The sequence below is a fragment of the Nocardioides marmoraquaticus genome (genome assembly GCF_054777915.1).
Map to the genome: position 1 here is coordinate 101,842 of NZ_BAAHAA010000002.1, position 23,346 is coordinate 125,187.

Below are 23,346 nucleotides of genomic sequence, written 5' to 3' on the forward strand. Positions count from 1 at the left end.
TGCGGTCCGCCTCGCTAGCCTCGACCCATGAGCGAGGTCGCGGGTGCCGAGTGGGAAGCCGTCGTCGACGTGCGGGAGGGCGGGCCCCTGCGGCGGGCCGGTGACTTCGCGCTCGGCGTCGTCAGCGCGGTGCTGGGCGACCCGACCGCGGGTGCCGCCGACGTCGTCGTGCGGCGCAGGGACGACCACTCCGTCGAGCTCTTCCGGCTCGAGGACTTCGACGAGGAGGAGGCCGCAGGCCTCGTGGTCGAGGTGCGCCAGGACCTCGACACGCTCCCGCTCGCGGAGTTCACCGCACGTTGGGAACCCACCGACCGCGAGGACTAGCGCGCGACACCACGTCGGAAGCAGCCCACCAGGTGGGTGTCGACGAGACCGGTGGCCTCCATCAGCGCGTGCATCGTGGTGGGGCCGACGAAGCGGAAGCCGCGCCGGCGCAGCTCCCCGGACAACGCCGTCGAGCCGGGCGACACCGTCGGCACCTCGGCGGGCGTCGCGGGCGCCGGGTCGTCGTCGGGAGCGAACGACCCGATCAGGTCGACCAGGCCCTCGGCCGCGCGTAGGTCGACGGTCGCGCGGGCATTGGTGACGGTGGCCTCGATCTTGCCGCGGTGGCGGATGATGCCGCGGTCGGTGAGCAGCCGCTCGACGTCGCTCTCGTCGTAGGCCGCCACGGCGTCGACGTCGAAGTCGGCGAAGACCTCGCGGAAGCGCGGCCGCTTGGTCAGCACCGTCGACCACGACAGGCCGGCCTGGAACCCCTCGAGGCACAGCCGCTCGAACAGGCCCCGCTCGTCGCGGACCGGCACCCCCCACTCGGTGTCGTGGTAGTCGCGCATCATCCCGGGGGCCGCGGCCCACGGGCAGCGACGCACGCCGTCGTCACCGACGTGGGTGCCGTCGCTCATCCGGCGAGCGCCTCGCGCATGGCGGCGAGGTGGGCGGGGGTCGAGCCGCAGCAGCCACCGACAAGGTCGACGCCGAGGTCCCGCAGCGCCACGGCGTGACGGGCGAGGTCGGCGGGCGAGGCGTCGTACTCGAAGCGGTCGCCCACGAGCTGCGGCAGGCCGGCGTTGGACTGCGCGACGAGCAGCAGGCCCTCGGGGCGGGCCTCGGCGAGGCCGGCCGCGATCTGCTCCATCTCGGCGGGACCACGCCCGCAGTTGGCGCCGACCGCGTCGACCCCGAGCTCGGCCGCCTTGGCGACGGCGGCCGCGGGGGTCACCCCCATCATCGTGCGGAGGTTGGTGTCGAAGCTGAGCGTCACGACGACCGGCAGGTCGGGCGCCACCTCGCCCGCCGCGGCGACCGCGGCCCCGACCTCCGCGAGGTCGCTCATGGTCTCGACCAGCACCAGGTCGACGCCGCCGGCCACCAGGCCGCGCAGCTGCTCGGCGAAGTGCGCCTGCGCCTCGGCGGGCGTCATCGCCCCGAGCGGCTCGAGCAGCTCGCCGGTCGGGCCGAGGTCGCCCGCGACGAGGGCGTCGTGGGCGTCGGCCACCTCGCGCGCGATGCGGGCGGCGGCCTCGTTGACCTCCTCCACGCGGTCGCCGAGCCCGTGCAGCTCCAGGCGCGGCCGGGTGCCGCCGAAGGTGTTGGTGGTCAGCACCCGCGACCCGGCCTCGGCGTACGCCGTGTGGGCGTCGCGCACGGCGTCGGGGCGCTCGAGGTTCCACTGCTCGCCCGGGGCGCCGTCCTCGAGACCGCGCTCCTGCAGCAGCGTGCCCATGCCGCCGTCGAGGAGCAGGACGCCGTCACGGGCGAGGTCAGCGAGGCGAGTCGTCACGGGGCGAGCGTAGGACCTCGTGCCGACAGAGCGGGGGCCGTCCCAGACCGGGGCCTACGGCCCGCGTGGGACCATCCGGGTCGTCGGCAGCGGCGGCGCGTGCAGCGCCTCGCCCGGGTCGTCGGCGGGCAGCTCGAAGCGGGTGCGGTCACCCTCGTCGAGCCGGGCCTCCCACTGGGCGCGGTAGCGCACGACCTCGTCGTGGCTGCGGCCGACGAAGTTCCACCACATCACGATCTGCTCGCCGAAGGGTGGGCCACCGAGGAGCAGCAGCCGCGCGTCGGTCTCGGCCGTCAGCTCCAGCTCGCGCGCGCCGGGCTCGAGGAAGCCGAGCTCGTCGGCGGCCAGCGGCTTGCCGTCGACGCGCACCGCGCCCGTGTCGAGCAGCACGCCGTGCTCGTACGCCGCCTCGACCGGCACGCGCAGCGTCGTGCCGGCCCGGAGCACCAGCTCGGCGCCGAGCAGCGGCGAGTGCGTGAGGACGGGAGACTCGGAGCCCAGCAGCGAGCCCAGGAAGACGCGCGCGACCCAGCCGTCCCCGCCGACGGGCTCGGGGGCGTGGTGCTCGAACGCCGGCGCGACCTGGCGCGCCTCGTCGGGAAGCGCCAGCCAGAGCTGGGCGCCGTGGAGCGTGGTGGTGGCGTCGGTGGAGTACTCGCTGTGGGAGATGCCGCGGCCGGCGGTCATGAGGTTCATCTCGCCCGGGCGCACGACGGCGTGGTGGCCCGCGGAGTCGCGGTGCTCGATCTCGCCGGAGAACAGCCAGCTGACCGTCGCGAGACCGGTGTGCGGGTGGGGCGGCACGTCCATGCCGCCGCGGTCGGCCACGTCGTCGGGGCCGTAGTGGTCGACGAAGCACCAGGCGCCGATCAGCGAGCGCTGGCGCTGCGGCAGCGTCCGGCGCACGGTCATGGCGCGGAGCCCGCCGAGCGGGACCTCCCGGGGAGTGAGCACCTCCATGACCCGAGGGTAGTCGTCGGTGCCACTTGGTTGGATGGGCGCATGCGCTCGCTCCCCCACGGCTCCTGGCCGTCCCCGATCGGCCCCGAGGACCTCGTCGCCGGCGCCGGCACGCCGTCGGCACCGCTGTCCGACGGCGGGCGGGTGCACTGGCTGACCACCCGGCCCGAGTCCGGCGCCCGCGTGCTGCTGTGCCGGCGCGAGGCCGACGGCAGCGTCACCGACCTGTCGCCGGGGTGGATGTCGGTGCGCTCGCGCGTCCACGAGTACGGCGGCGGCGCCCACGCCCTGCGCGACGGCGTGGTTCTCGCCGTCGACTTCGTCACGCAGCGGCTGTGGCGCCTCGACGGCGACGAGCCGGTGGCCCTGACGCCGGAGGTCGACGACGCGGCGGTGCGGTGGTCGTCGATGGCCGTCGACACCCGACGCGGCGTGTGCTTCGCGGTGCGCGAGGACCACCGCGACCTGGCGGTCGAGGCGGTCAACGAGCTGGTGCGCCTGCCCCTCGAGCCGTCGCCGTGGCCGTCGTGGGGCGAGGTCGTGGTGGCGGGGCGCCGGCGTGACCTGCCCCGGCCCGACGCCGACGACGCGGGCGACCCGACGCTCCCCGACTTCGTCACCGACCCCGTGCTCTCCCCCGCCGGCGACCACCTCGCCTGGCTGCAGTGGTCGCACCCCGGCATGCCGTGGGACGCAGCACAGGTCCACCTCGGACGCCTGGACGCCGCGGGCGACCTGGTCGAGCGCTGGGCGGTCACGCTCCCCGCCGGGTCGGCCAGCGAGCCGGTCTGGCTGCCCGACGGCCGGCTCGCCTTCCTCGCCGACCCCGAGGGCTGGGCGGTGCCGCACGTCGTCGAGGCCCGGTCCGACGCCACGCCCGAGGCCGTCGTCGGCCCCGGGCTGGAGCACGGCCTGCCCGGGTGGCAGCTGCGCACCCGGTCGATGACCGCCCTCGCCGACGGCCGGCTCGCCGTGGTGCGCACCGTCGACGGCGTCGCCGGCGTGGTGCTCGTCGACCCCGCGGACGGGTCCGTCTCCGAGCCCGTGCCCGACGCCGTCGCGGCCTCCGGGCTCGACGCCCACGGCGAGGGGCTGGTCGCCGAGCTCGGCCACCGCACCGACGGCTGGCAGACCACCGTCGTCGGCCCCGACGGCACCACCGAGGTGGTCGCCCGCCGCGGCGTCGTGCCCGACGCGGCGTACCTGGCGCCGGCGCAGTCGGTCAGCTGGACGGGCAGCGGCGGCGAGCAGGCCCACGGCTTCCTGCACCTCCCCGCGCACCCCGAGGTCAGCGGTCCCGACGGTGAGCTCCCACCGCTCGTCGTGGTCGCGCACGGCGGCCCCACGTCGGCCACCACCTCCGTCCCGAGCCCCCGCGTCGCACTGCTGACCTCGCGCGGCTTCGCCGTGCTCGACGTCGACTACGGCGGGTCGACGGGCTACGGCCGCGCCTACCGCGAGCGGCTGCACGGCCAGTGGGGCGTCGTCGACGTCGAGGACGTCGTGCTCGGGGCGCAGCACCTGGCCGACGAGGGCCTGGTCGACGGCGCCCGGCTCGGGGTGCTCGGCGGGTCGGCCGGGGGCTACGTCGTCTACGCCGCGGTCGCCTTCCACGACGTCTTCACCGCCGGGATCAGCTACTTCGGCGTCGCCGACCCCTCGCTGCTCGCGCAGGAGACCCACAAGATGGAGTCGCGCTACCTCGACGGCCTGATCGGGCCGTGGCCGGCGGCCCGGGCGACGTACGACGCCCGCTCGCCGCTGGTGCACGTCGACCGGATCTCGACCCCGCTGCTGCTGCTCCAGGGGCTCGACGACCGGGTCGTGCCCCCGTCGCAGACGACGGCCATCGCCGAGGCGCTCCGCTCGCGCGGCGGTGACGTGGAGGTGGTCGAGTTCGCGGGCGAGGGGCACGGCTTCCGCGACCCGGCCAACATCGTCGCCGCGACCCGAGCCGAGCTCGCCTTCCTCGGCCGGCTGTGGGGCTTCACGGCCGACCTCGGGGAGGGGTCCGGTGCCTGAGCGCCGCTCCGGCCTCGGCGACGCCGAGCGCGGCGCCCTGCTCGTCCTCGTCGGCGCCACGGTCGTCGTCAACGTCGGCCTGCGACTGGTCACCGACGTCAGCCCCTGGCTGCGGATCCTGCTGTCGCTCGTCGTCGGCGTCGTCGCCGCCGCCCTCGTGGTGCGGGTGGTGACCCGCCGGCGGCGCTAGGGGGCTTTTCGAACGAAAAGCCCCCGACACGCCGGGCACCGAGGAGCGAATCGGTCGGAAACGTCGGGCCCGAGGGGCTTTTCGTTCGAAAAGCCCCGGACAGCGCGACGAGGCGGCCGGGACCACTCCCGACCGCCCCGAGGGGAAGAGGTGCGTCAGCCGCGGCGACGGCCGCCGCTGCTGAACGACGCGGCGCTGTGCGAGCCGGCACCGGAGCCCTGGCCGCCACCCGCGCGACGACGCGAGCCGCCGGACTTCTGGCCGCCACCCTGACCGCCCGAGCGCGACGACTGGCCGCCGGAGCGCGACTGCCCCGAGCGCGCCTGGCCGCCACCCTGGCCGCCACCCTGGCCGCCACCGCCCGCGGGACGCCGGCGACGACGCGAGCCGCCACCGGAGCCACCGGCCGAGCCGGCGCCGCCGGAGCGACCGGTCGGCTGGGCCGGCTTCTCGACGACGAGCCCGCCGGAGAGCACGCGCTCGCCGGGGGCGAGCTGCTGCAGCACGGCGTGGCCGGGGCCGGGGATGCGCGTGGTGGTGGGCCTGATGCCCGCGGCGCGGGTCAGCTGGCGCACGTCGCCGACCTGGCTGTCGGTCATCAGCGTGACCACCGTGCCGGCGGCGCCGGCGCGCGCCGTACGGCCGGAGCGGTGGAGGTAGGCCTTGTGCTCGGCCGGCGGGTCGGCGTGCACCACGAGCGACACGTCGTCGACGTGGATGCCGCGGGCCGCGATGTCGGTCGCGACCAGCGTGGTGGCCTCGCCGGAGTGGAACGCCGCCATGTTGCGGGTGCGGGCGTTCTGGGCGAGGTTGCCGTGCAGGTCGACGGTGGGCACGCCGGCGGAGTTGAGCTTCTTGGCGAGGTTCTTGGCGCCGTGCTTGGTGCGGGTGAAGACCACGGTGCGACCGGGGGCGCTGGCGAGGTCGGTGAGCACGGCGAGACGCTGCTCGTGCGGCACGTGGAGCACGTGGTGGTCCATCGACGCGACCGGCGACTGCGCCGAGTCGGCCTGGTGGACGGCCGGCTTGTCGAGGTAGCGCTTGACCAGCACGTCGACACCCGCGTCGAGGGTGGCGGAGAACAGCATCCGCTGGCCGCCGCGCGGGGTGGTGTCGAGCAGCCGCTTGACCGCGGGCAGGAAGCCCAGGTCGGCCATGTGGTCGGCCTCGTCGAGCACGGTGACCTCGACCGAGGCGAGCGAGACGTGCCCCTGGCCGATGAGGTCCTCCAGCCGGCCGGGGCAGGCCAGCAGGACGTCGACGCCGCGCCGCAGCGCCTCGACCTGACGGCCCTGGCCGACGCCGCCGAAGACGGTCGTGGTGGTGAGGTGGCGGGCCTCGGCCAGCGGTGCGATGGCCGCCTCGATCTGGGCGACCAGCTCGCGGGTCGGCGCCAGGATCAGGGCGCGCGGCCGCTTCGGCGTACGACGCGTGGTCGACGCCGACAGCCGGGCCACGAGGGGCAGGCAGAAGGCCAGCGTCTTGCCGGAGCCGGTGCGGCCCCGGCCGAGCACGTCACGGCCGCGCAGCGCGTCGGGCATGGTCGCGGCCTGGATCGGGGTGGGCGTGGTGATGCCGCCCTGCGCGAGCTGGTCGCACAGGTCGGTGGGCAGGCCGAGGCCTGCGAAGGAGGAAGACAAAAGGGGTTCTCTCGAGGAGGTGGGATGGGACGTCCCGCGAGACCGAGTCGTCTCGGTCGGCGTGGAGACCGGCGCAGTGCCGTTCTGCAACACGCATCAGGACCGGCGGGGCGGTCCTCGTGGTCACCACCCTAGACCACTCGGGCCCACCACCCCGCATCGTCGCGACGTGACGAAGCGCTCGTCGGGTCAGGCCAGCGCCGCGGGTCGGCAGGCCCGGGCCCTCACGCGCCCTGGTCGGCGAGGGCGCGTCGTACGACGGCGGCGACGGCGAGGGCTAGCTCCTCGGGCCCGTCGGAGGCGAGCTCGGGGACGATGGTGTCGACGATGCCGGCCGCGTGCAGGGCGGGGGCGGCGACGCCCTGGGCCTCGGCGATCTCGGCGGCGTGGGTGACGTCGCCGTGCACGATGACCGAGGCGCCCTCGGGCGGCAGCGGGCTGAGCCAGGCGTTGCTGGTGGCGACGACGTGGCGGGCGGGCAGCAGCGCGAGCGCGCCTCCGCCGCAGCCCTGCCCGAGGATCACCGACACCGTCGGCACGGTGAGCGTGGTCAGGGTGGCGATGCAGCGGGCGATCTCGCCGGCGACGGCGCCCTCCTCGGCGGCCTGCGAGAGCTCGGCGCCGGGGGTGTCGACGACGGTCACGAGCGGCAGGCCGAGCTCCTCGGCCAGGGCCATGCCGCGCTGGGCCTGCCGCAGCGCGGCCGGGCCGAGCGGGGTGTCGGGGGTCTGGCGCAGCCGGTCCTGACCGACCAGCACGCACGGCTGGCCGTCGAGCCGGGCCAGCGCGACGATGACCGAGCTGTCGCGCTCGCCGTGCTCGGTGCCGTTGAGCGCGAGCGTGGTGGAGGCGGCGTACCTGGTGAGGTCGCGGACCCCGGCGCGGGTGTCCTCGCGCGTCAGCCCGACCGACTCCCAGGTGCCGCGGGCGGGCACGTCGACGTCGCGCACCGCGATCGTGCCGGGCGTCGCGGGGTCGACGAGCACCGAGAGCGCCTGGTCGATGAGGTCGGGCAGCTGCTCGGTCGAGACGACGGCGTCGATGACCCCGTGGTCGCGGAGGTTCTCCGCCCGCTGCACGCCCTCGGGGAAGGGCTCGCCGTTGAGCGCCTCGAAGACCTTCGGACCGAGGAACCCGACCAGCGCGCCCGGCTCGGCGACGGTGACGTGGCCGAGGGAGCCCCACGAGGCGAAGACGCCGCCGGTGGTGGGGTGGCGCAGGTGCACGAGGTACGGCAGCCCGGCCGCGCGGTGGGCCATCACGGCCCGCGAGATCTCGGCCATCTGCCAGAAGGCGGGCGTGCCCTCCTGCATCCGGGTGCCGCCCGACGCGGTCGTGGCGAGCAGCGGCAGGCCCTCGGCCGTGGCACGTCGTACGGCGGCCACGATGCGGTCGGCGGCGGCCCGGCCGATGGTGCCGCCGAGGAAGCGGAACTCGTTGATCACGAACGCCACCGGCCGCCCGCGCACCACGCCGAAGCCGGTGACGACCGACTCGTCGGTGCCGGCCTTCTCGGCGGCGCCGCGGAGCTCGGCCTGGTAGGCCTCGGGGTGCCCCGACAGATCGAGGGGGACGTCCCACGACTCGAAGGTGCCCTCGTCGAGCACCAGCTCGACCAGCTCGGCGGCCGACCAGCGACGGGCCGTCACGAGTCGAGCCACGCACGCACGGACGCGCCGTGCTGGTCGAGGGCGGGCGGCGCGAGGTGGTCGCGGCGGGTGACCTCGGTGCCGTCGCCGTCGAAGAACCGCAGCGGCGGGCCGGGCAGCGTCACGGGCCCGAGCACCGGGTGCTCGACGTCGACGAGCAGGCCCTGGCTCCGCGTCTGGTCCCACTCGTAGACCTCGTCGAGGGTGCGCACCTTGCCCGCCGGCACGCCGACCTCGGCCAACCGGGCCAGCAGCGGCTCGGCGTCCTGGTCGGCGAAGACGCCCTCGACCAGCTCGATGACCCGCTCTCGCGCGGCCACCCGCTCGGGGTTGGTGGCGAGGCCCTCGGCGTCGGGGTCGAGCCCGAAGCCGGCGCAGAACCGCTTCCACAGGCCCTCGCTGCCGAGCGCGATCTGCACGGCGCCGTCGCGGCAGCGGAACAGGCCGTACGGCGCGATCGACGGATGGTGGTTGCCCTGCGCCCGGCCGACCTGGCCGGCCACCGTCCAGCGGGTGCCCTGGAAGGCGTGGACCCCGACGGTGGCGGCGAGGAGCGACGTGCGGACGACCCGGCCGACGCCGGTGCGCTCGCGCTCGTGCAGCGCGGCGAGGACGCCGTAGGCGCCGTACATGCCGGAGAGCAGGTCGGCGATGGGCACGCCCACCCGCTGCGGGTCGTCGGGCCCCGAGCCGGTGAGCGACATCAGGCCCGCCTCGCCCTGGGCGATCTGGTCGTAGCCGGCCCGGCCGCCCTCGGGGCCGTCGTGGCCGAAGCCGGTGATCGACAGCACCACCAGGCGCGGGTTGCGCTCGGTCAGCGACGCGATGCCCAGGCCCAGCCGCTCGAGCACGCCGGTGCGGAAGTTCTCCACCAGCACGTCGGCCCGGTCGACGAGGCGCAGCAGGACGTCCTTGTCGGCGTCGTCCTTCAGGTCGAGGGTGATCGACTCCTTGTTGCGGTTGGTCGACAGGAAGTACGTCGACACGTCGCCCTCGGGACCCACGAACGGCGGCCCCCACCCGCGGGTGTCGTCGCCGTGGCCCGGCGCCTCCACCTTGATGACGCGGGCGCCCTGGTCGCCCAGCATCTGGGTGGCGTGGGGGCCGGCGAGCGCGCGGGAGAGGTCGACGACGAGCACGCCGTCCAGCGGTCCGGTCACAGGGGCATCCTTCACGTCCCTCACCAGCCCGGTAGCACGAGGGCGGCCCACACGAGCAGCGGTCCGACCAGGACGACGACCACGCTGTAGGTGAGGATCTGCTTGTAGTAGACGCGCTCGTCGATGCTGGGCGGGCGGTTGGCCAGCATCAGCGCACCGTTGGTGCTGAACGGGCTGACGTCGACGATGGTCGACGAGATCGCCAGCGCGGCGACGAAGAGCACCGCGTTGACGCCGCCCTCGGCCACCAGCGGCACCGCGATCGGGATGATCACCGGCAGCAGCGCGGTCGAGGACGCGAACGCCGAGACCACGCCGCCGACGTAGCAGAGCACCAGCGCGCCGATGACGGCCACGCCGAGCCCCGCGGCCCAGTCGCCGACGTAGACGTCGCTGCCGGCCTTGATGAGGATCGCGGCGTACGTCGAGACGCCGGCGACCAGGAGCACGGTCGGCCAGGCGACCTGCTTGATGGCGTCGCGGTGCTCGTTCGGCTTGAGCATGGCCAGGATGACCGCGGCGGTGATCGCGGTGAAGCCGATGTTCTTCTCGAAGGCGAGCGCGACGACGGCGACGGCGACGAAAGCCACCAGGGTCAGCACCTGGTCGCGCTTGACGCCGACCGCCTGGGTGGTGCCCGTGGTGCTCTCGCCGGTGCCGCGGGCACCGACGCTGACGCCGCCGGCGTGGTCGACGTCGTGGCCGAACGGGTCGTCGTCGGGGTCGAGCCGCTGCTTCATCAGCTCGCGGCCGCCGAACAGGACGAACAGGATGCCGGCCATGACGATGTTCACCACGAGGCTCGAGACGAAGAGCGTCACCTCGCCGACCGGGAGGCCGGCGTCCTCCATCACCGAGTTGGTGATGACGCCGTAGATGCTGATCGGCGAGAACCCGCCGCCCTGGGCGCCGTGCACCACGAACATGCCCATCATCAGTGGGTTGATCTTGTAGCGCCCGGCGAAGCCCAGCGCGATCGGGCCGATGATCGCGCAGGCCGCGGGACTTGCGGCGCCGATCGCGGTCAGCACCGCGGTGACCGCGAACATCACCCAGGGGATCAGCGCGACCCGGCCGCCCACCGCCTTGACGGCCGACCTGACGATGAGGTCGACGGTGCCGTTGTTGCGCGCGATCGCGAACAGGTACGTCACCCCGACGAGCGTGAGGATCAGGTCGCCGCTGACGCCGGCGAGGATCTCCTTCTCGTCCATGCCGAGGGCGTACATGCCGACGAACCACGCGGCGACGTAGGCCAGCGCCCCCATGTTGATGGGCAGCAACGTGCCCACGACGAACAGCGCGACGAGCGCCAGGATCGCTACCAGCTCCTGGTCCACGATCCACCTCCCTTGTCGAGACTCGACCGTGACCGGCGTCACGGGTTGGATCAGTGGCCTAGCCAATAGCCCACCGGGCCTCCTGTCAATACACTCGACACATGACGACGTCGCCCAGCTCCCCCGGCCTGCCCGGGCCGCTGGCCCGCAGCCGGCTCTACGAGCAGGTCGCGCAGCAGATCACCGGGTGGATCACCGACAACGAGCTGCGTCCCGGCGACCGCATCCCGCCCGAGCGCGAGCTCGCCCAGCGGCTCGGCGTCAGCCGCGCGACGCTCTCGCAGGCGCTCGTCGCGCTCGAGGTCGTGGGCGTCGTGGCCGTGCGGCACGGCGACGGCACCGTCGTCACCGGCACGGGTGCCGGCCCGCGCATCGCCGAGGCGATCCGCGCCCACGCCGACCGGCTGCCCGACATCATCGACACCCGCGACGCGCTCGAGACCAAGATCGCGGCGCTGGCCGCGCAGCGGCGTACGACGGACGACCTCGCGGCCATCGACGCCGCCCTGACGGCGATGGCCGACGACGTGGGGGCCGGCGGGCGCGGGGTCGAGGGCGACGAGCTCTTCCACAGCGCCGTCACCGCCGCGGCCCACTCCAGCCTGCTGGCCCGGTTGATGACCGAGATCTCGGCGCTGATCGTGGAGACCCGCCTGGAGTCGCTGTCGCAGCCCGGCCGTCCGCGCGACTCCCTCGCCGGCCACCGGGCCGTGGCCGACGCCATCCACGCCGGTGACCCCGAGGCGGCAGCCGCCGCGATGCACGCGCACGTCTCGATGGTCAGTGACGTCGCGCTGCTCCGCGATCGGTGAGCGGTCTCGAGGTCCTGGCCGTCCTCGGGGCCGGGCTCGGCGCGGGCGTGCTGTCGGCGACGGTGGGCGTTGCGTCGCTGCTGAGCTTCCCCGTGCTGCTCGCCGTGGGCCTGCCGCCGGTCACCGCCAACGCCTCCAACACCGTCGGCCTCGTGCCCGGTGGGCTCTCCGGCTCGCTCGGCTACCGCCGCGAGCTACGCGAGCAGCCCGCCCTGGCCCGTACGATCCTGCTCGTCTGCTCGGTCGCGGCCGTGGCGGGTGCGCTGCTGCTCCTCGCGCTGCCGCCCGGCGTCTTCGAGGCCGTGGTGCCGTGGCTCATCCTGTTCACCGCCGTGCTGGTGGGGGTGCAGCCGTGGGTCAGCCGACGCGTGCGCGAGCGGGCCGGGCCCGACGCCGAGCCGCGCACCCGGATGTCGCCGCTGACGCTCGCGGGCGCGGCCGTGACCGGGGTGTACGGCGGCTACTTCGGCGCCGGGGCCGGCGTCATGATGATGGCCGTCATGGGCTTCGGGCTCGACCTCGAGATCCGCGTGGTCAACGCCCTCAAGACGCTTTCGCTCATGGCCGGCAACGTGGTCGCCTCGCTCGTCTTCCTGCTGCTCGCCGACCTCGACTGGGCCGCCATCGCGCTGCTCGCCACCGGCTCGCTCGTGGGCGGGTACGTCGGCGCCGTCATCGGCCGCCACCTCCCCGACCGCGTGCTGCGCACCGCCATCGTCGTCGCCGGCGTCACCGCGTTCGCCCTGCTGCTCTGATCGCTCGTCGGCTCCTTCCCGTCGGTCACCACGTGACCCGGCCCGGTCGACGATGCGCGAGCGTACGACCCCTGCCCCGTTCCTGAGGTGCGGGCGCAGCGAGCCACGAAGGGCCGCCCCTTCGAGACGCCCCGCTCGTCCCTCGCGGGGCTCCTCAGGGACCGGGGTGACGCCGCTCGTCCCTCGCGGGACTCCTCAGGGAGCGGGGTGACGCTGCTCGTCCCTCGCGGGGCTACTCAGCGAGCGGGGCCTTGCGCCCGGTTCCGACCTGCGAGCGAAAGACCAATGCCCGGTCCCTGAGGTGCGAGCGCAGCGAGCCACGAAGGGCCGCCCCTTCGAGACGCCCCGCTCGTCCCTCGCGGGGCTCCTCAGGGACCGGGGTGACGCCGCTCGTCCCTCGCGGGACTCCTCAGGAAGCGGGGTGACGCTGCTCGTCCCTCGCGGGGCTCCTCAGCGAGCGGGGCCTTGCGCCCGGTACCTGCCCTGCGAGCGAAAGACCAATGCCCGGTCCCTGAGGTGCGAGCGCAGCGAGCCACGAAGGGCCGCCCCTTCGAGACGCCCCGCTCGTCCCTCGCGGGACTCCTCAGGGAGCGGGGTGACGCCGCTCGTCTCTCACGGGACTCCTCAGGGACCGGGGTGACGCCACTTCTCAGGGAGTGGAGAAGGACAGGGCCTTGGCGCCGCCGACGACGGGGAGGTCGAGGGTGCTGGCGGCGGGGGCGACGGTGATGCGGGTGCCGGGGTCGGGGCGCACGGTGAACTGCTGGTCGGTCGAGACGACGACGAGGCCGATGCGGTGGCCGGCGGGGAAGCGGTAGTCGTCGGGCTCGAGCTCCCAGCGGAAGGTGTACTCCTTGCCCTGCTGGATCGGCTGGGTGCGGTCGGCGCGGGTGCGGTTCTGCACGTCGGTCCAGCCGCGCGTGACCATCACCGGCGCAGCGTCGCTGCCGACAGGGCCGTGGTCGACGAGCACCGCCGTGAGGTTGGCGGCGTACCGGTTGTCGACGGAGGCGCGCAGCGACACCGACGGGGTCCCGGAGAGCTGCACGTCGCGGCGCAGCGGCGCCGACAGGTACGCCAGCCGGTGGGGGTCGGCGGTGTCGGGCGCGGTGATCAGCGAGGCGTCGGTGTTGCGTTCGCGGCCGGCGTCGACGAACGACTGCCGCGGGCGCGGGCCGGGGGCGGGCCTGGTCGACAGGGTGCCCGGCTCGGTGGCGTTCGACGCGCCGAGCCGCAGCGTGGCGGAGCGGGAGCCGGGCGCCGGCCAGTCGGCGTACTGCACGTAGCTGCCGTCGGGGCGCTGCACGTCGGCGCGCGGCTCGTCGAGGATGCCGTTGTCGACGCCGAAGAGCTCGTGGGTCATCCACTTGTTGAGCTCGTCGGTGTAGCCCGAGGTGCGCGAGGGCCCGCCGTGGCCGCCGTTGTGGAGCCAGATCTTGCGGGTGACGCCGGCCTTGCCGAGGGCGTCGTACCAGCTGGCGAAGGCGCGCGGCATGACGTTGTAGTCCTCGAGCCCGTGCACCACGAAGACGCTGGCCTCCACCCCGCGGGCCTGACGCAGGTAGTCGCGCGCCTTCCAGTAGGCGTTGTAGTCGCCGGTGACGCGGTCCTGGCGCTGCCGCATCTCGTCGACGACCACGCGGCACTTCTCCGCCCGCGTCGGGCCCTGGACGTACTCCGCCAGCACGTCGAGGTCCTCGCCGAGGTAGGCGTTGTCTCCCACGCCCGACCGGGCGGAGTGCGGCGCGCGGACGAGGCCGTTGGCGCGGTAGTAGTCGTACCAGCTGGCGATCGCCGAGACCGGCACGATCGTGCGCAGCCCCTCGACGCCGGTCGTGGCGACCTGGTTGGGCAGCGTGCCGTTGTAGGAGACGCCGGTCATGCCGACGTCGCCGGTGCTCCAGTCGGCACGCACGGGCGCGCCGCTCTCGTCGTACGCCGCTGCACGCCCGCCGAGCCAGTCGATGACCGCCTTGGTGCCGAGCGTCTCCTTCGCGTCGCCCACGGTGGGGCAGCCGTCGGAGAAGCCGGTGCCGATGCTCTCGCCGAGCACGACGGCGTAGCCGCGGGGCACCCAGTAGTCGTCGAGCGACCCGGGCAGCTGCGGCTTCGACACGGGCTCGGCCGCCGCGATCGACGACCGACCGCGGGGCTGCTGGCCCTCCTGCGGCATCACGGTGAAGTCGACGCCGTGGTTGACCCCGCCGCCGGTGTTGTAGCGGTAGGGGCTGTGCTCGAAGACGACGGGGACCTCGATCCCCTTCGCCTCGGTCTCGGCCGGTCGCGCGACCTGCACCCGCACGCGGTCGCGCTTGCCGTCGAGGTCGGAGTCGACCGGGGTCTGCACCCAGAGGGTCTCGACGACCGCGTCGTCGAGGTCGAACTGCGGCTTGGCCATGCCGCCCTCGACCTGCAGCCAGTCGGGCGGGACGGGCCGGTCCCCCGCCGCCGGGCGCGGCGCGGCGGCCGCCTCGTCGTACGACCCCGGCTGCAGCGTGGCGGCCAGCGCCAGTGCGAGCAGGGGTGTGAGGGCGTACGTGTACCTGCGGCGCATCCGAGCCTCCCGAGATCGACCGAGCCGTGGCGCGCACGCTAGCCCGGCCCCGACCGCTCGGTCACCCCCCGACGACCGACCGCGACCCGATCGTGACGTGGCGCCGGCTCGGATGTCCGGGGAGAGCCCGTCACCCCGCGATCGGGCCGAGCCGGGAGCGGTGGAAGAGCAGGGGGGCGTCGGGCTCGGCGTGGTCGGGGGCGTGCTCGGCGACGGCGTGCAGCGCGAGGAGCACGATGGTGTGGTCGCCGGCCTCGACCTCGCGGTGGATCGAGCAGTCGAACTGCGCGAGCCCGTCGTCGAGCACCACGGCGCCCTGGGGCCGCACGCTCCACGCGAGGTCGTCGAAGCGGTGCTCGACGGGGCCGGCGAGCTGACGGCAGGCGTCGCCGTGGTGGGCGGCGAGCACGGTCACGCCCAGGCGGTCGGCGGCGCGCAGGTCGGGCCAGGTCCGCGAGGTGTTGGCGACCGAGACCGAGACCAGCGGCGGGTCGAGGCTCACCGAGGTGAACGAGCTCGCCGCGAGGCCGACGGGATCGCCGTCGACGACCGCGGCGACGGCGACCACCCCGCTCGGGAAGTGGCCGAACGCCTCGCGCAGCCGGGAGGCGTCGAGGTCCTGGTTGGTGCGGAAGGCGGCGATGGTCACGGGTGGGCTCCTTGCGGCAGCAGTGCCCCGACCGCCGGTCGCGCACGCCCCAGCCAGGTGGCGTACGCCGCCGGGTCGTCGTGGTGCTCGTCGAGCACGTAGAGCGCCGGGACGGGGACGACGGCGCCGAGCTCGACGAGCAGCGGTCGCAGGTGCAGCTCGGGCGCGAGGGCGTGGGCCGGGCCGGCGCCGAGCATGAGTGGCACGGCGATCCCCCGGAGACCGGTGCCGCCCGCGAAGCGGTCGAGGAAGACCTTGAGCAGCCCGGTGTAGGTCGCCTTGTAGGTCGGGCTCGCGACGACGACCAGGTCGGCCGCGCCCACCAGCTCGACGAGGTCACCGACGCGGAGCGAGCTCCAGTCGAGCAGCTCCGGCCCGAGCGTCCCGACGTCGACGACGAGGTCGGGCTCGCCGCCCGACAGCTCGCGGGCGACGTACGACGCGGCGGCGAGGGTGCGCGAGGCCGGCTTGGGGTTGCCGACGACGACGGCGACCCGGCTCACGACGCGCTCACCCGCGCGCCGTCGCGAGCGGGCGCCCCGAACGGCACCGCTGCCGCGCGGTGGCGGGCGTCGACGACCTGCTGGGCGGGGTGGCTCCAGCGACCGCGGCGGGCCAGCTCGGGCAGCACGCCCTCGCCGAACCAGTACGCCGACTCCAGGTGCGGGTAGCCGGACAGCACGAACTCCTCGATGCCGACGGCGGCGTACTCCTCGACGACGTCGGCGACCTCGCTGTGGCTGCCGACCAGGGCGGTGCCGGCCCCGCCGCGCACCAGCCCGACGCCGGCCCACACGCCGGGGTGCACCTCGAGGTCGTGGGGGTCCCCACCACCGGCAGAGCCCGTGGAGCCGCCGCGGAGGGCAAGCATCCGCTTCTGCCCCTCCGACTCGCTGCGCCGCAGCCCCGCCTGCACGCGGGCGACGTCGGCCGGGTCGATGCCGCGGAGCAGCCGGGCGGCCTCGGCCCACGCCTCCTCGGACGTGTCGCGGGTGATGGTGTGCAAGCGGATGCCGAAGCGCACCTCGCGGCCCTGCTGGGCGGCGAGCCCGCGGATCCAGTCGACCTTCTCCTTCACCGCGGCCGGGGGCTCGCCCCAGGTGAGGTAGACGTCGCTGTACGCCGCGGCGACCGCGCCTGCAGCGGGCGAGGAGCCGCCGAAGTAGACGTCGGGGTGCGGGTCGGGGCCGTGCTGCAGCACCGCCTCCTCGACCTGCAGGTGCTCACCGCGGTGGGTGACGGTCTCGCCGTCCCACAGCCGCGTGACGACGTCGAGGAACTCCCCGCACCGGGCGTAGCGCTCGTCCTTGTCGAGGAAGTCGCCGAACATCCGCTGCTCGTGGCTCTCGCCGCCGGTGACGACGTTGAGCAGCAGCCGCCCGCCCGTGAGCTGCTGGAAGGTGCCGGCCATCTGGGCGGCGAGGTACGGCGAGATCAGGCCGGGCCGGAGCGCGACCAGGAACTTCAGCCGCTCCGAGACCTGGCTCAGCATGGCGGTGGTCAGCCAGGCGTCCTCGCACCAGGCGCCTGCCGGGGTCAGCGCCCCGACGAAGCCGAGGTCCTCGGCGGCGCGCGCGACCTGACCGAGGTAGGAGACCGACGCGGGCCGGCCCGAGGGACCGGCGGAGACACCGTGCCCGCCGCCGACGACCTGTCGGCCGTCGCCGCCGTTGGTCGGCAGGAACCAGTGGAAGGTGAGGTCGCCCATCAGCCGACCCGCTCCAGCTCGGCGGCCTCGAGCTCGCGCACGATCGGCAGGATCTCGCGACCGAAGTGCTGCACGTCCTCCTGGAAGTGCAGGAAGCCCAGCAAGAAGAGGTCGACCCCGCGGCGCTTGTGCTCGAGCATCCGGTGCGCGATCTGCTCAGGCGTGCCGATCAGGCCGGTGCGGAAGCCGTCGTTGTACTGCACCAGGTCCTTGGAGTCGGAGTCCTGCCACATCCCCTTCTTGTCTCCGGTGGACTGGCCGGCCTGCGTGACCGCGGAGCCGAAGCCCTCGACGGCCTCCACGTCGGCCTTCTCGACGATCTCGTCGAGCACGGCGTGCGCCTCGGCCTCGGTCTCCCGGCCGACGACGAAGCCGTTGACGCCGAAGCGCACGTGGCCGGCGCGGCCGTGGACGGAGGCGACGTCACTGACGTCGCGCACCTGCTCCTCGACGCCCTCGGGCGTGTTGCCGTTCATGAAGTACCAGTCGGTGACGCGACCGCCCATCCCCCGGGCGTCGGTCGAGTTGCCGCCCATGAAGATCTCGGGGTGCGGGCGACCCGGCACGTCGTACGGCTTGGGCTTGAGGTCGAAGTCGTGCAGCCGGTAGAAGTCGCCGCTCAGCTCGGCGTGGTCGCTCGTCCAGATCTCGCGGAGGTAGCGGATGAACTCCTCGGAGCGGCGGTAGCGCTCGCCGTGCTCGAGCCAGGGCTCGCCGAGCTTGGTGAACTCGTCCTTGAACCAGCCGCTGACGACGTTCACGCAGAAGCGGCCCTTGGTGTACTGGTCGGAGCTGGCCACCAGCTTGGCCAGCACGCCGGGCTGCCAGAGGCCGGGGTGCACCGCGGCGATGACCTTGAGCCGCTCGGTCGCCAGCGCGATCGCGAGGCTGATCGAGGTCGACTCGTGCTGGTACGCCGCGCCGTACCCGGCCATGTAGCGCACCTGCGAGAGGGCGTAGTCGAAGCCGTTGGCCTCGGCCAGGCGGGCCAGCTCGAGGTTGTAGTCGAGGCTCCAGTCGGTGCGCTGCTCGATCGTGCTGACGACCAGGCCGCCCGAGACGTTGGGCACCCAGTAGGCGAACTTCAGCGGCTCGTGGGGGGTGGGACTGGCGGACTGCGGCACGGTGACCTCCGGGTCGGGCGACGGGCGCGGACGAAACCGAGTAAACTTGACTCGGTTACATGACTTTATCGCGTGCCGGGTGTCGGCACCGTCCGGGGGACGGCAGGTTTCGCCTGCACCCCGGCAGGCCGGGAGGAGCAGCACGTGCGGGTCGAGCAGCTGGAGTGCCTGGTCGCGGTGGTCGAGCACGGGTCGCTGCGGCGCGCCGCGGCTCAGGTGCACCTGTCGCAGCCGGCCCTGAGCGAGGCGCTCAGCAAGCTCGAGGTCGAGCTCGGCACCACGTTGCTCGAGCGGCGGCGCTCCGGCACGGTCGTCAGCGCGGCCGGTCGCGAGCTGCTCGGCCCGGTGAGCGAGGTGCTCGAGGCCGTGGCGCGGCTCCGCGCCGCCGCGGGCGGCACCGGGCTCGTCGATCGGGTGGTGCGGGTCGGCAGCGTCGACGCCGCCACCTCCAGCCTGCTCGTGCCCGCCGTGAGGGCCTTCGGCGAGCGCGACCCGTCGGCCCGCGTCGAGGTGCACGACCTGCAGCAGCACGCCATCGCCGACGGCCTCGCGGAGGGCACCCTGCACCTCGGCCTGGTCAACACCCTGCCCGGAGAGGTGCTGCCCTCCGGCCTGCACGCCACTCCCCTGCTGCGCGGGCGGCCCGTGGTGGTGCTCCCGAGCGGTCACCCGCTCGCCGACGCCGGCGAGGTCGACCCCGACGACCTGCGCACCCAGCGCTTCGTGGCGATGCGCGACGGCTACGCGATGAGCCGGTACGCCGCGCGGCTCTTCGGCGACCGGCCACCCGCGCCGGCGTACACCGCCGACGGCGCGGCGCGCGGCAAGGCGACCGTCGCGGAGAGACTCGGCGTCACGCTGCTGCCCGACTACAGCGTCGCCGACGACCCGCTGCTGCGGGCGGGACTGATCACCACCCGGCCTGTCGCGGGCGACGACACCGTGGTCACCCTGACGCTGCTGCACCGGCCGCGGCCGCCACGGGGTGCGGTGCGCGACCTCGCCGCGGCGCTCGTCGCCCGGGCGGGCACGCTCGCCCCGGCCTGACCGGCCGGCTCAGGCGTGGCGCTGCTGCTCGAGGAGCACGTCGGCGGCCAGCCCCTGCGCGCGCCCGACGCCGAGGTCGACCCACGAGCGGAGGTCGTCGGTGCCCTCGCACCCCGACGGACCCACCAGCACCCAGCCGTGCACGGGCCGGTCGCGCATGACCATCGGCTCCACCTCGGGCCGGGCGAGCAGCTGCTCCTCGGCCTCGGGGTCGACGCGCATCATCAGGCCGTCGCGGGTGACGGCGAGCGCCATCAGGTCGTCGACCAGGAAGGCGAGCCCGCCGAACATGCGCTTCTCGCTCACCACGTCACGGTCGAGCCCGGGAGTGGTCTCGAGCACGTCCCTGACCCGCTCGGCCAGCTCGGCGTCGTACGGCATGGGGCCAGTGTGACCCACGTGTCCAGCCGGCGAGACGTTCACCGTGCCGTCGTGGCGGGGGCGGTCGGCGTACACGCACCGGCGACCCCCGTCCGGTGCACTGCGCGGGTGCTGTCCCGTGGTCTCACCGGATCGGTGCTCGTGCTGCTCGGGTCGCTGCCGCTCGCGGTCCTCGACGGCACCACCGCGGGTCGGATGGCGGCGCTCGTCGTGGTGCTGGCCGGCCTGGGGCTCGTCGGCTCGGCGTGGCTCGAGCTGTGCGCGGGCGCCTCGCTCGGCGAGGTGTCGCTGCGGCGGGTGCACGCGGCGACGGCGCTGTGGACGCTGCCCTTGCTGCCGGCGCCGCCGCTGTTCAGCAACGACGGCTGGAGCTACGCGGCGCAGGGGGCGCTGACGTCGCTGGGGGTCTCGCCGTACGTCTGGACGCCGTCGCTGCTCTCGGGCAGCCCGCTGGGCGACGCGGTCGACCCGGTCTGGCAGACGACGCCCGCGCCGTACGGACCGCTGACGCTGCAGCTGGGCGGCCTGGCCGCCGGCGTGACGCAGGACCCGTACCTGCTGGTGCTCGCCCACCGCGCCGTCGCCCTGGTCGGGGTCGCCCTGCTCGCGTGGGCGCTGCCGCGGCTCGCGGTGTGGAGCGGCGTCGACGGCACCCGGGCCAGCGCGCTGGTGCTGCCGAGCCCGATCCTGCTGGCGCACGGCGTCGGGGGCCTGCACAACGACGTGCTGGTGGTCGGTCTGGTGGCCGCCGCCCTCGTCGTGGCCCGCGACCGGGGCTGGGTGGCGGGCGCCGTGCTGGTCGGGGCGGCGACGGCGGTGAAGGCGCCGGGGCTGCTCGGGGGCGTCGGTGTCGTGCTGCTGACCCTGCCGGTGGCGGCACCCCTGCTCACCCGGCTCGCGCGCGGCGCCGCCGTGGCGGGGGTGGCGGTCGGCGTGACCGTGGCCGTGGGGGTGCCGTCGGGCCTGGGCGTGGGGTGGGTGCACGCGCTCGGCGTGCCGGGCACCTTCACCACCCCGCTGTCGCTCACCAGCGTGCTCGGGGCCGGGCTCGGCGTGCAGCCGGCGCTGCGCACGCTGGGGCTCGTCGTCGCCACCGGGGTGGTGCTGGCCGTCGCGCTCCGCGCCCCGACCGGCCGACCGGCCCCCGCGGTGCGGGCGACCGCGCTGGCGATCGGTGCCGTGCTGCTCCTCGGACCGGTGGTGCACCTGTGGTACCTGCTGTGGCTGCTGCCGCTCCTCGCCGTGCTGCGGCTCGGCCCGCGGCCCACCTGGCTGCTCGTCGCGGTCGGGCTCGTCGGCGGCGTCGCGGCGCCCCTCGACTCCTCGCTGCACGGCCTCTACCTCGTGGTGGTGGTCGGCACCGCGCTCGCGGTGGCCGTGGCGACCCTGCTGCTCGTGCTCGACCCCCACCGCACCCGCGTGCGCGAGCTCGTCAGCCGCTGAGTTCGGCAGCAAGGTGTGATGCGCTGAGTAAAACTGGCTAGGCTGACCCTTCGAGGTGATCGAGAGGGTGCGAGGCCGGTGGCGGGCAAGGGCGGGCGGCCGAAGCAGGCGCCGGAGATGCGCTGCAACCACCACCCCGGGTCCCGGGTTGGGTCCATCGGCACGTACGAGACCGAGAGCGGCACCCGGCGCCGCTACCGGTGCGTGCCCAAGGGCGGCGACATCCACAGCTTCTCGGTCGTCGAGGGCATCGGCGCGCGGGTGTGGTCACCTCCTCCGCCGTGCCCCAGGCACGTCGGCAGCAGGGTCGTCCGCAACGGCACCTACGGGGTCCGCACTCCGCGGCCACGCCAGCGCTACCGCTGCACGCCGGCGGACGGGTCGAAGCCGCACGCGTTCACCCCGCCGCTCCCGCGTGACCACGTGCACGCCTCCGAGGGTGGGTGCCCGGAGTGTGAGGAGCTCCGCGGGTTCCACCACGGGGAGACCGCGGTCGCCCGCAGGCACTCGTGGCCGACACGGATCGTCGCCCGGGCGCTGACCCAGCTCGCCCGAGGTGGGTCGTACGCCGATACGTCCCGCCAGGCGCTCCGCACGGCCGAGCGCACCGCGGAGCGCCACGACGAGCTGGTCAGCTCCGGCCTGACGGCGCGGCAGGCCGACGCGGTCGTTGAGGCAGAGGAGGCCGCTGCGGACCGCGGTGAGCCGCCGCCACCGGTCCCGCCGCCGGGATGGGACGACGACGACACCGACACCGCGACCGAGACGGCCGTGCTCGAGGACCGGGCCCGCTACCGCCGGCGCCGACGGACCAAGAAACAGATCGCCGACGACGCCGCCAAGGCGGCAGCGGAGGCTGCCGGGGAGCCGCCGCCGGACGAGGCGCCCGACCCGGAGGCCGTGGTCGTGGCCCCCGACGCGCCCGAGGTTGAGCCCGCAGCCGTCGTCGACGACGAGCCAGGTGGCCCAGGAGACCCGGATGGCCCGGCGGGGAAGGCCGCCCGGCCGCGGCGGGCGAAGAACCCTCGGAGCGCGGAGAGCCACAACGTGTGGCACATCGCCGCGGACTGGTGCGAGGCGTTCTCGCCGGTGATCTACGAGCCCGTCGCGACCCGGCTCCGCGAGGCGGCCGTGGCCGACCGGGCCCGGCTCGACGAGCTCGCTGCGGCTGGTGCGAGCCGCGTGAACCCCCAAGTGCTGCTCCTGGACGACATCCCCGTCTACGGCCGGGCCGGTGGCGGCAAGTCGCGCCGCGACGAGGGGTTCTTCCTCCTGGTCGCCGCCGAGGTCGAGTGGGGTCCGGAGCCTGCGACCCCGTTCGAGTTCGCCGACCGCAAGCTGCGGCTGCGGCTGGTGCGCGCGATGCCGAAGTCGAACGCCGCCGGGTGGCGGCTGGTCCTCGACGAGCTCGGCTACGACCCCGACTTCGTCGTCGCCGATGCCGGCACCGGCATCGCGCGCGCCATCGAGTCCCACTACGACCCCACCCGGACGGTGTTCGTGCCGTCGCTGTGGCATGTCGCGGCCGCGGTCCGCGCCGGCCTGGCCGACACCCGGGGCGCGCTGGTGAAGCTGCCCGGTGGCGGCAAGGAGCCGCTGCCAGAGCTGCGGACCCACCTGGGGCTGCTGTCGCGCGAGACCATCGCCACGGTGGACGCCTGGTCGTCGTGGTGGGACCAGCTCGAGGACATCTGCCGCGCAAAGAACCTCCCGCTGGACCGGATACGTCGCCGGCGGCGGAACTACGAACCGAAGTTCGCGACTGCGATCTCGGCGCTGGCCGGCTACCCGCACGTGCCCGTGTCCACCGGCGGCCTCGAGACGGTGATGGCCCGCCAGGTCCAGCCGCTGCTGGCGCTGCGGCGGACCGGGTTCGGGAACCTCGAGCGCACCAACCGCCTCTTCGACCTGGTCGTGGCCCGCGAGCACGGCGCGTTCGACGAGCTGACCGACGTCGTGAACCTGCTCCGCGCGGACGCGAGCACGGCCGGGGGCTGGACGGTCCCGCTGCGCGACGTCTCCGACCCGCGCCCGATGGGCGGGCGCTACTCCTCGCTGCGCGACAACCTGCTCATCACCGAGATCGCCGAGTCGCGAGGCCTCGCATGAGGCACGGCCGAGCCGCG

At 74.6% G+C, this 23,346-nt stretch carries 21 protein-coding genes; 8 read left to right on the forward strand and 13 right to left on the reverse strand.

Annotation, left to right across the window (positions count from 1 at the left end; genetic code table 11):
• The first annotated feature begins 27 nt into the window (after window positions 1-27).
• Window positions 28-327, forward strand: coding sequence for a hypothetical protein (locus ACYU8I_RS02095; protein ID WP_460836895.1), 300 nt, complete (start codon window positions 28-30; stop codon window positions 325-327).
• Here the strand turns inward: ACYU8I_RS02095 and ACYU8I_RS02100 are convergent.
• The 3 genes from ACYU8I_RS02100 to ACYU8I_RS02110 are packed head-to-tail and all read right to left on the reverse strand — an operon-like array spanning window position 324 to window position 2,746.
• Window positions 324-908, reverse strand: a complete 585-nt coding sequence (locus ACYU8I_RS02100) for a DNA-3-methyladenine glycosylase I (RefSeq protein WP_460836898.1) — start codon at window positions 906-908, stop codon at window positions 324-326. The two genes, ACYU8I_RS02095 and ACYU8I_RS02100, sit on opposite strands and share 4 nt — an antisense overlap.
• On the reverse strand, window positions 905-1,786 hold the full coding sequence (locus tag ACYU8I_RS02105; RefSeq protein WP_460836901.1) for a homocysteine S-methyltransferase family protein: 882 nt from the start codon (window positions 1,784-1,786) through the stop codon (window positions 905-907). The genes ACYU8I_RS02100 and ACYU8I_RS02105 overlap by 4 nt, the downstream gene beginning before the upstream one ends.
• A 54-nt stretch (window positions 1,787-1,840) precedes the next feature.
• Window positions 1,841-2,746, reverse strand: coding sequence for a pirin family protein (locus tag ACYU8I_RS02110; RefSeq protein ID WP_460836903.1), 906 nt, complete (start codon window positions 2,744-2,746; stop codon window positions 1,841-1,843).
• 42 nt (window positions 2,747-2,788) lie between these two features.
• Between ACYU8I_RS02110 and ACYU8I_RS02115 the strand changes: the two genes are divergently transcribed.
• Together ACYU8I_RS02115 and ACYU8I_RS02120 are read left to right on the forward strand one after the other, a co-directional pair.
• Window positions 2,789-4,768: an alpha/beta hydrolase family protein gene (locus ACYU8I_RS02115; protein WP_460836907.1), complete on the forward strand. Its 1,980-nt coding sequence runs from the start codon at window positions 2,789-2,791 to the stop codon at window positions 4,766-4,768.
• Window positions 4,761-4,958 carry a hypothetical protein gene (locus tag ACYU8I_RS02120; RefSeq protein WP_460836909.1) on the forward strand — a complete coding sequence of 66 codons (198 nt, stop codon included), beginning with the start codon at window positions 4,761-4,763 and terminating at the stop codon, window positions 4,956-4,958. Before ACYU8I_RS02115 ends, ACYU8I_RS02120 begins: the two co-directional genes overlap by 8 nt.
• Window positions 4,959-5,113: 155 nt before the next feature.
• Here the strand turns inward: ACYU8I_RS02120 and ACYU8I_RS02125 are convergent, their stop codons facing one another.
• From ACYU8I_RS02125 to ACYU8I_RS02140, 4 genes are all read right to left on the reverse strand, one after another.
• Window positions 5,114-6,598, reverse strand: coding sequence for a DEAD/DEAH box helicase (locus ACYU8I_RS02125; protein ID WP_460836911.1), 1,485 nt, complete (start codon window positions 6,596-6,598; stop codon window positions 5,114-5,116).
• 224 nt (window positions 6,599-6,822) lie between these two features.
• Window positions 6,823-8,259, reverse strand: coding sequence for a carboxyl transferase domain-containing protein (locus tag ACYU8I_RS02130; RefSeq protein WP_460836915.1), 1,437 nt, complete (start codon window positions 8,257-8,259; stop codon window positions 6,823-6,825).
• Window positions 8,244-9,407, reverse strand: a complete 1,164-nt coding sequence (locus ACYU8I_RS02135) for a CaiB/BaiF CoA transferase family protein (protein ID WP_460836917.1) — start codon at window positions 9,405-9,407, stop codon at window positions 8,244-8,246. The genes ACYU8I_RS02130 and ACYU8I_RS02135 overlap by 16 nt, the downstream gene beginning before the upstream one ends.
• Before the next feature lie 20 nt (window positions 9,408-9,427).
• Complete coding sequence (locus ACYU8I_RS02140; RefSeq protein ID WP_460836919.1) at window positions 9,428-10,747, reverse strand: SLC13 family permease; 1,320 nt, start codon at window positions 10,745-10,747, stop codon at window positions 9,428-9,430.
• Window positions 10,748-10,848: 101 nt separating this feature from the next.
• Between ACYU8I_RS02140 and ACYU8I_RS02145 the strand changes: the two genes are divergently transcribed.
• Window positions 10,849-11,559 carry a FadR/GntR family transcriptional regulator gene (locus tag ACYU8I_RS02145; protein WP_460836922.1) on the forward strand — a complete coding sequence of 237 codons (711 nt, stop codon included), beginning with the start codon at window positions 10,849-10,851 and terminating at the stop codon, window positions 11,557-11,559.
• Window positions 11,556-12,314, forward strand: a complete 759-nt coding sequence (locus ACYU8I_RS02150; RefSeq protein WP_460836924.1) for a sulfite exporter TauE/SafE family protein — start codon at window positions 11,556-11,558, stop codon at window positions 12,312-12,314. The genes ACYU8I_RS02145 and ACYU8I_RS02150 overlap by 4 nt, the downstream gene beginning before the upstream one ends.
• 649 nt (window positions 12,315-12,963) lie before the next feature.
• On the opposite strand, the gene ACYU8I_RS02155 is transcribed toward ACYU8I_RS02150, so the two are convergent.
• The 5 genes from ACYU8I_RS02155 to sfnG all read right to left on the reverse strand — a co-directional run bounded on the left by ACYU8I_RS02155 (window position 12,964) and on the right by sfnG (window position 18,349).
• The gene (locus tag ACYU8I_RS02155) at window positions 12,964-14,868 is read right to left on the reverse strand and encodes a Xaa-Pro dipeptidyl-peptidase (RefSeq protein WP_460836926.1); all 1,905 of its coding nucleotides are present in this window, start codon (window positions 14,866-14,868) and stop codon (window positions 12,964-12,966) included.
• A gap of 130 nt (window positions 14,869-14,998) precedes the next feature.
• Window positions 14,999-15,517 (reverse strand): flavin reductase family protein, encoded by a 519-nt coding sequence (locus ACYU8I_RS02160; RefSeq protein ID WP_460836928.1) that lies wholly within the window; start codon window positions 15,515-15,517, stop codon window positions 14,999-15,001.
• Window positions 15,514-16,020: an NADPH-dependent FMN reductase gene (locus tag ACYU8I_RS02165; protein WP_460836930.1), complete on the reverse strand. Its 507-nt coding sequence runs from the start codon at window positions 16,018-16,020 to the stop codon at window positions 15,514-15,516. Before ACYU8I_RS02165 ends, ACYU8I_RS02160 begins: the two co-directional genes overlap by 4 nt.
• On the reverse strand, window positions 16,017-17,225 hold the full coding sequence (locus ACYU8I_RS02170; protein ID WP_460836931.1) for an LLM class flavin-dependent oxidoreductase: 1,209 nt from the start codon (window positions 17,223-17,225) through the stop codon (window positions 16,017-16,019). Before ACYU8I_RS02170 ends, ACYU8I_RS02165 begins: the two co-directional genes overlap by 4 nt.
• The gene (gene sfnG / locus ACYU8I_RS02175; protein WP_460836933.1) at window positions 17,225-18,349 is read right to left on the reverse strand and encodes a dimethylsulfone monooxygenase SfnG; all 1,125 of its coding nucleotides are present in this window, start codon (window positions 18,347-18,349) and stop codon (window positions 17,225-17,227) included. The genes ACYU8I_RS02170 and sfnG overlap by 1 nt, the downstream gene beginning before the upstream one ends.
• Window positions 18,350-18,493: 144 nt before the next feature.
• On the opposite strand from sfnG, the gene ACYU8I_RS02180 reads away from it, so the two are divergent.
• Entirely contained in the window at window positions 18,494-19,396 is a 903-nt protein-coding gene (locus ACYU8I_RS02180) for a LysR family transcriptional regulator (protein WP_460836935.1), read from the forward strand.
• A 9-nt stretch (window positions 19,397-19,405) separates the two neighbouring features.
• Here the strand turns inward: ACYU8I_RS02180 and ACYU8I_RS02185 are convergent, their stop codons facing one another.
• Complete coding sequence (locus ACYU8I_RS02185; RefSeq protein ID WP_460836937.1) at window positions 19,406-19,777, reverse strand: TfoX/Sxy family protein; 372 nt, start codon at window positions 19,775-19,777, stop codon at window positions 19,406-19,408.
• 108 nt (window positions 19,778-19,885) lie between these two features.
• Between ACYU8I_RS02185 and mptB the strand changes: the two genes are divergently transcribed.
• Together mptB and ACYU8I_RS02195 are read left to right on the forward strand one after the other, a co-directional pair.
• Window positions 19,886-21,220, forward strand: coding sequence for a polyprenol phosphomannose-dependent alpha 1,6 mannosyltransferase MptB (mptB, locus tag ACYU8I_RS02190; RefSeq protein ID WP_460836940.1), 1,335 nt, complete (start codon window positions 19,886-19,888; stop codon window positions 21,218-21,220).
• A 78-nt stretch (window positions 21,221-21,298) separates the two neighbouring features.
• On the forward strand, window positions 21,299-23,329 hold the full coding sequence (locus ACYU8I_RS02195; RefSeq protein WP_460836944.1) for a hypothetical protein: 2,031 nt from the start codon (window positions 21,299-21,301) through the stop codon (window positions 23,327-23,329).
• Window positions 23,330-23,346 lie beyond the last annotated feature (17 nt).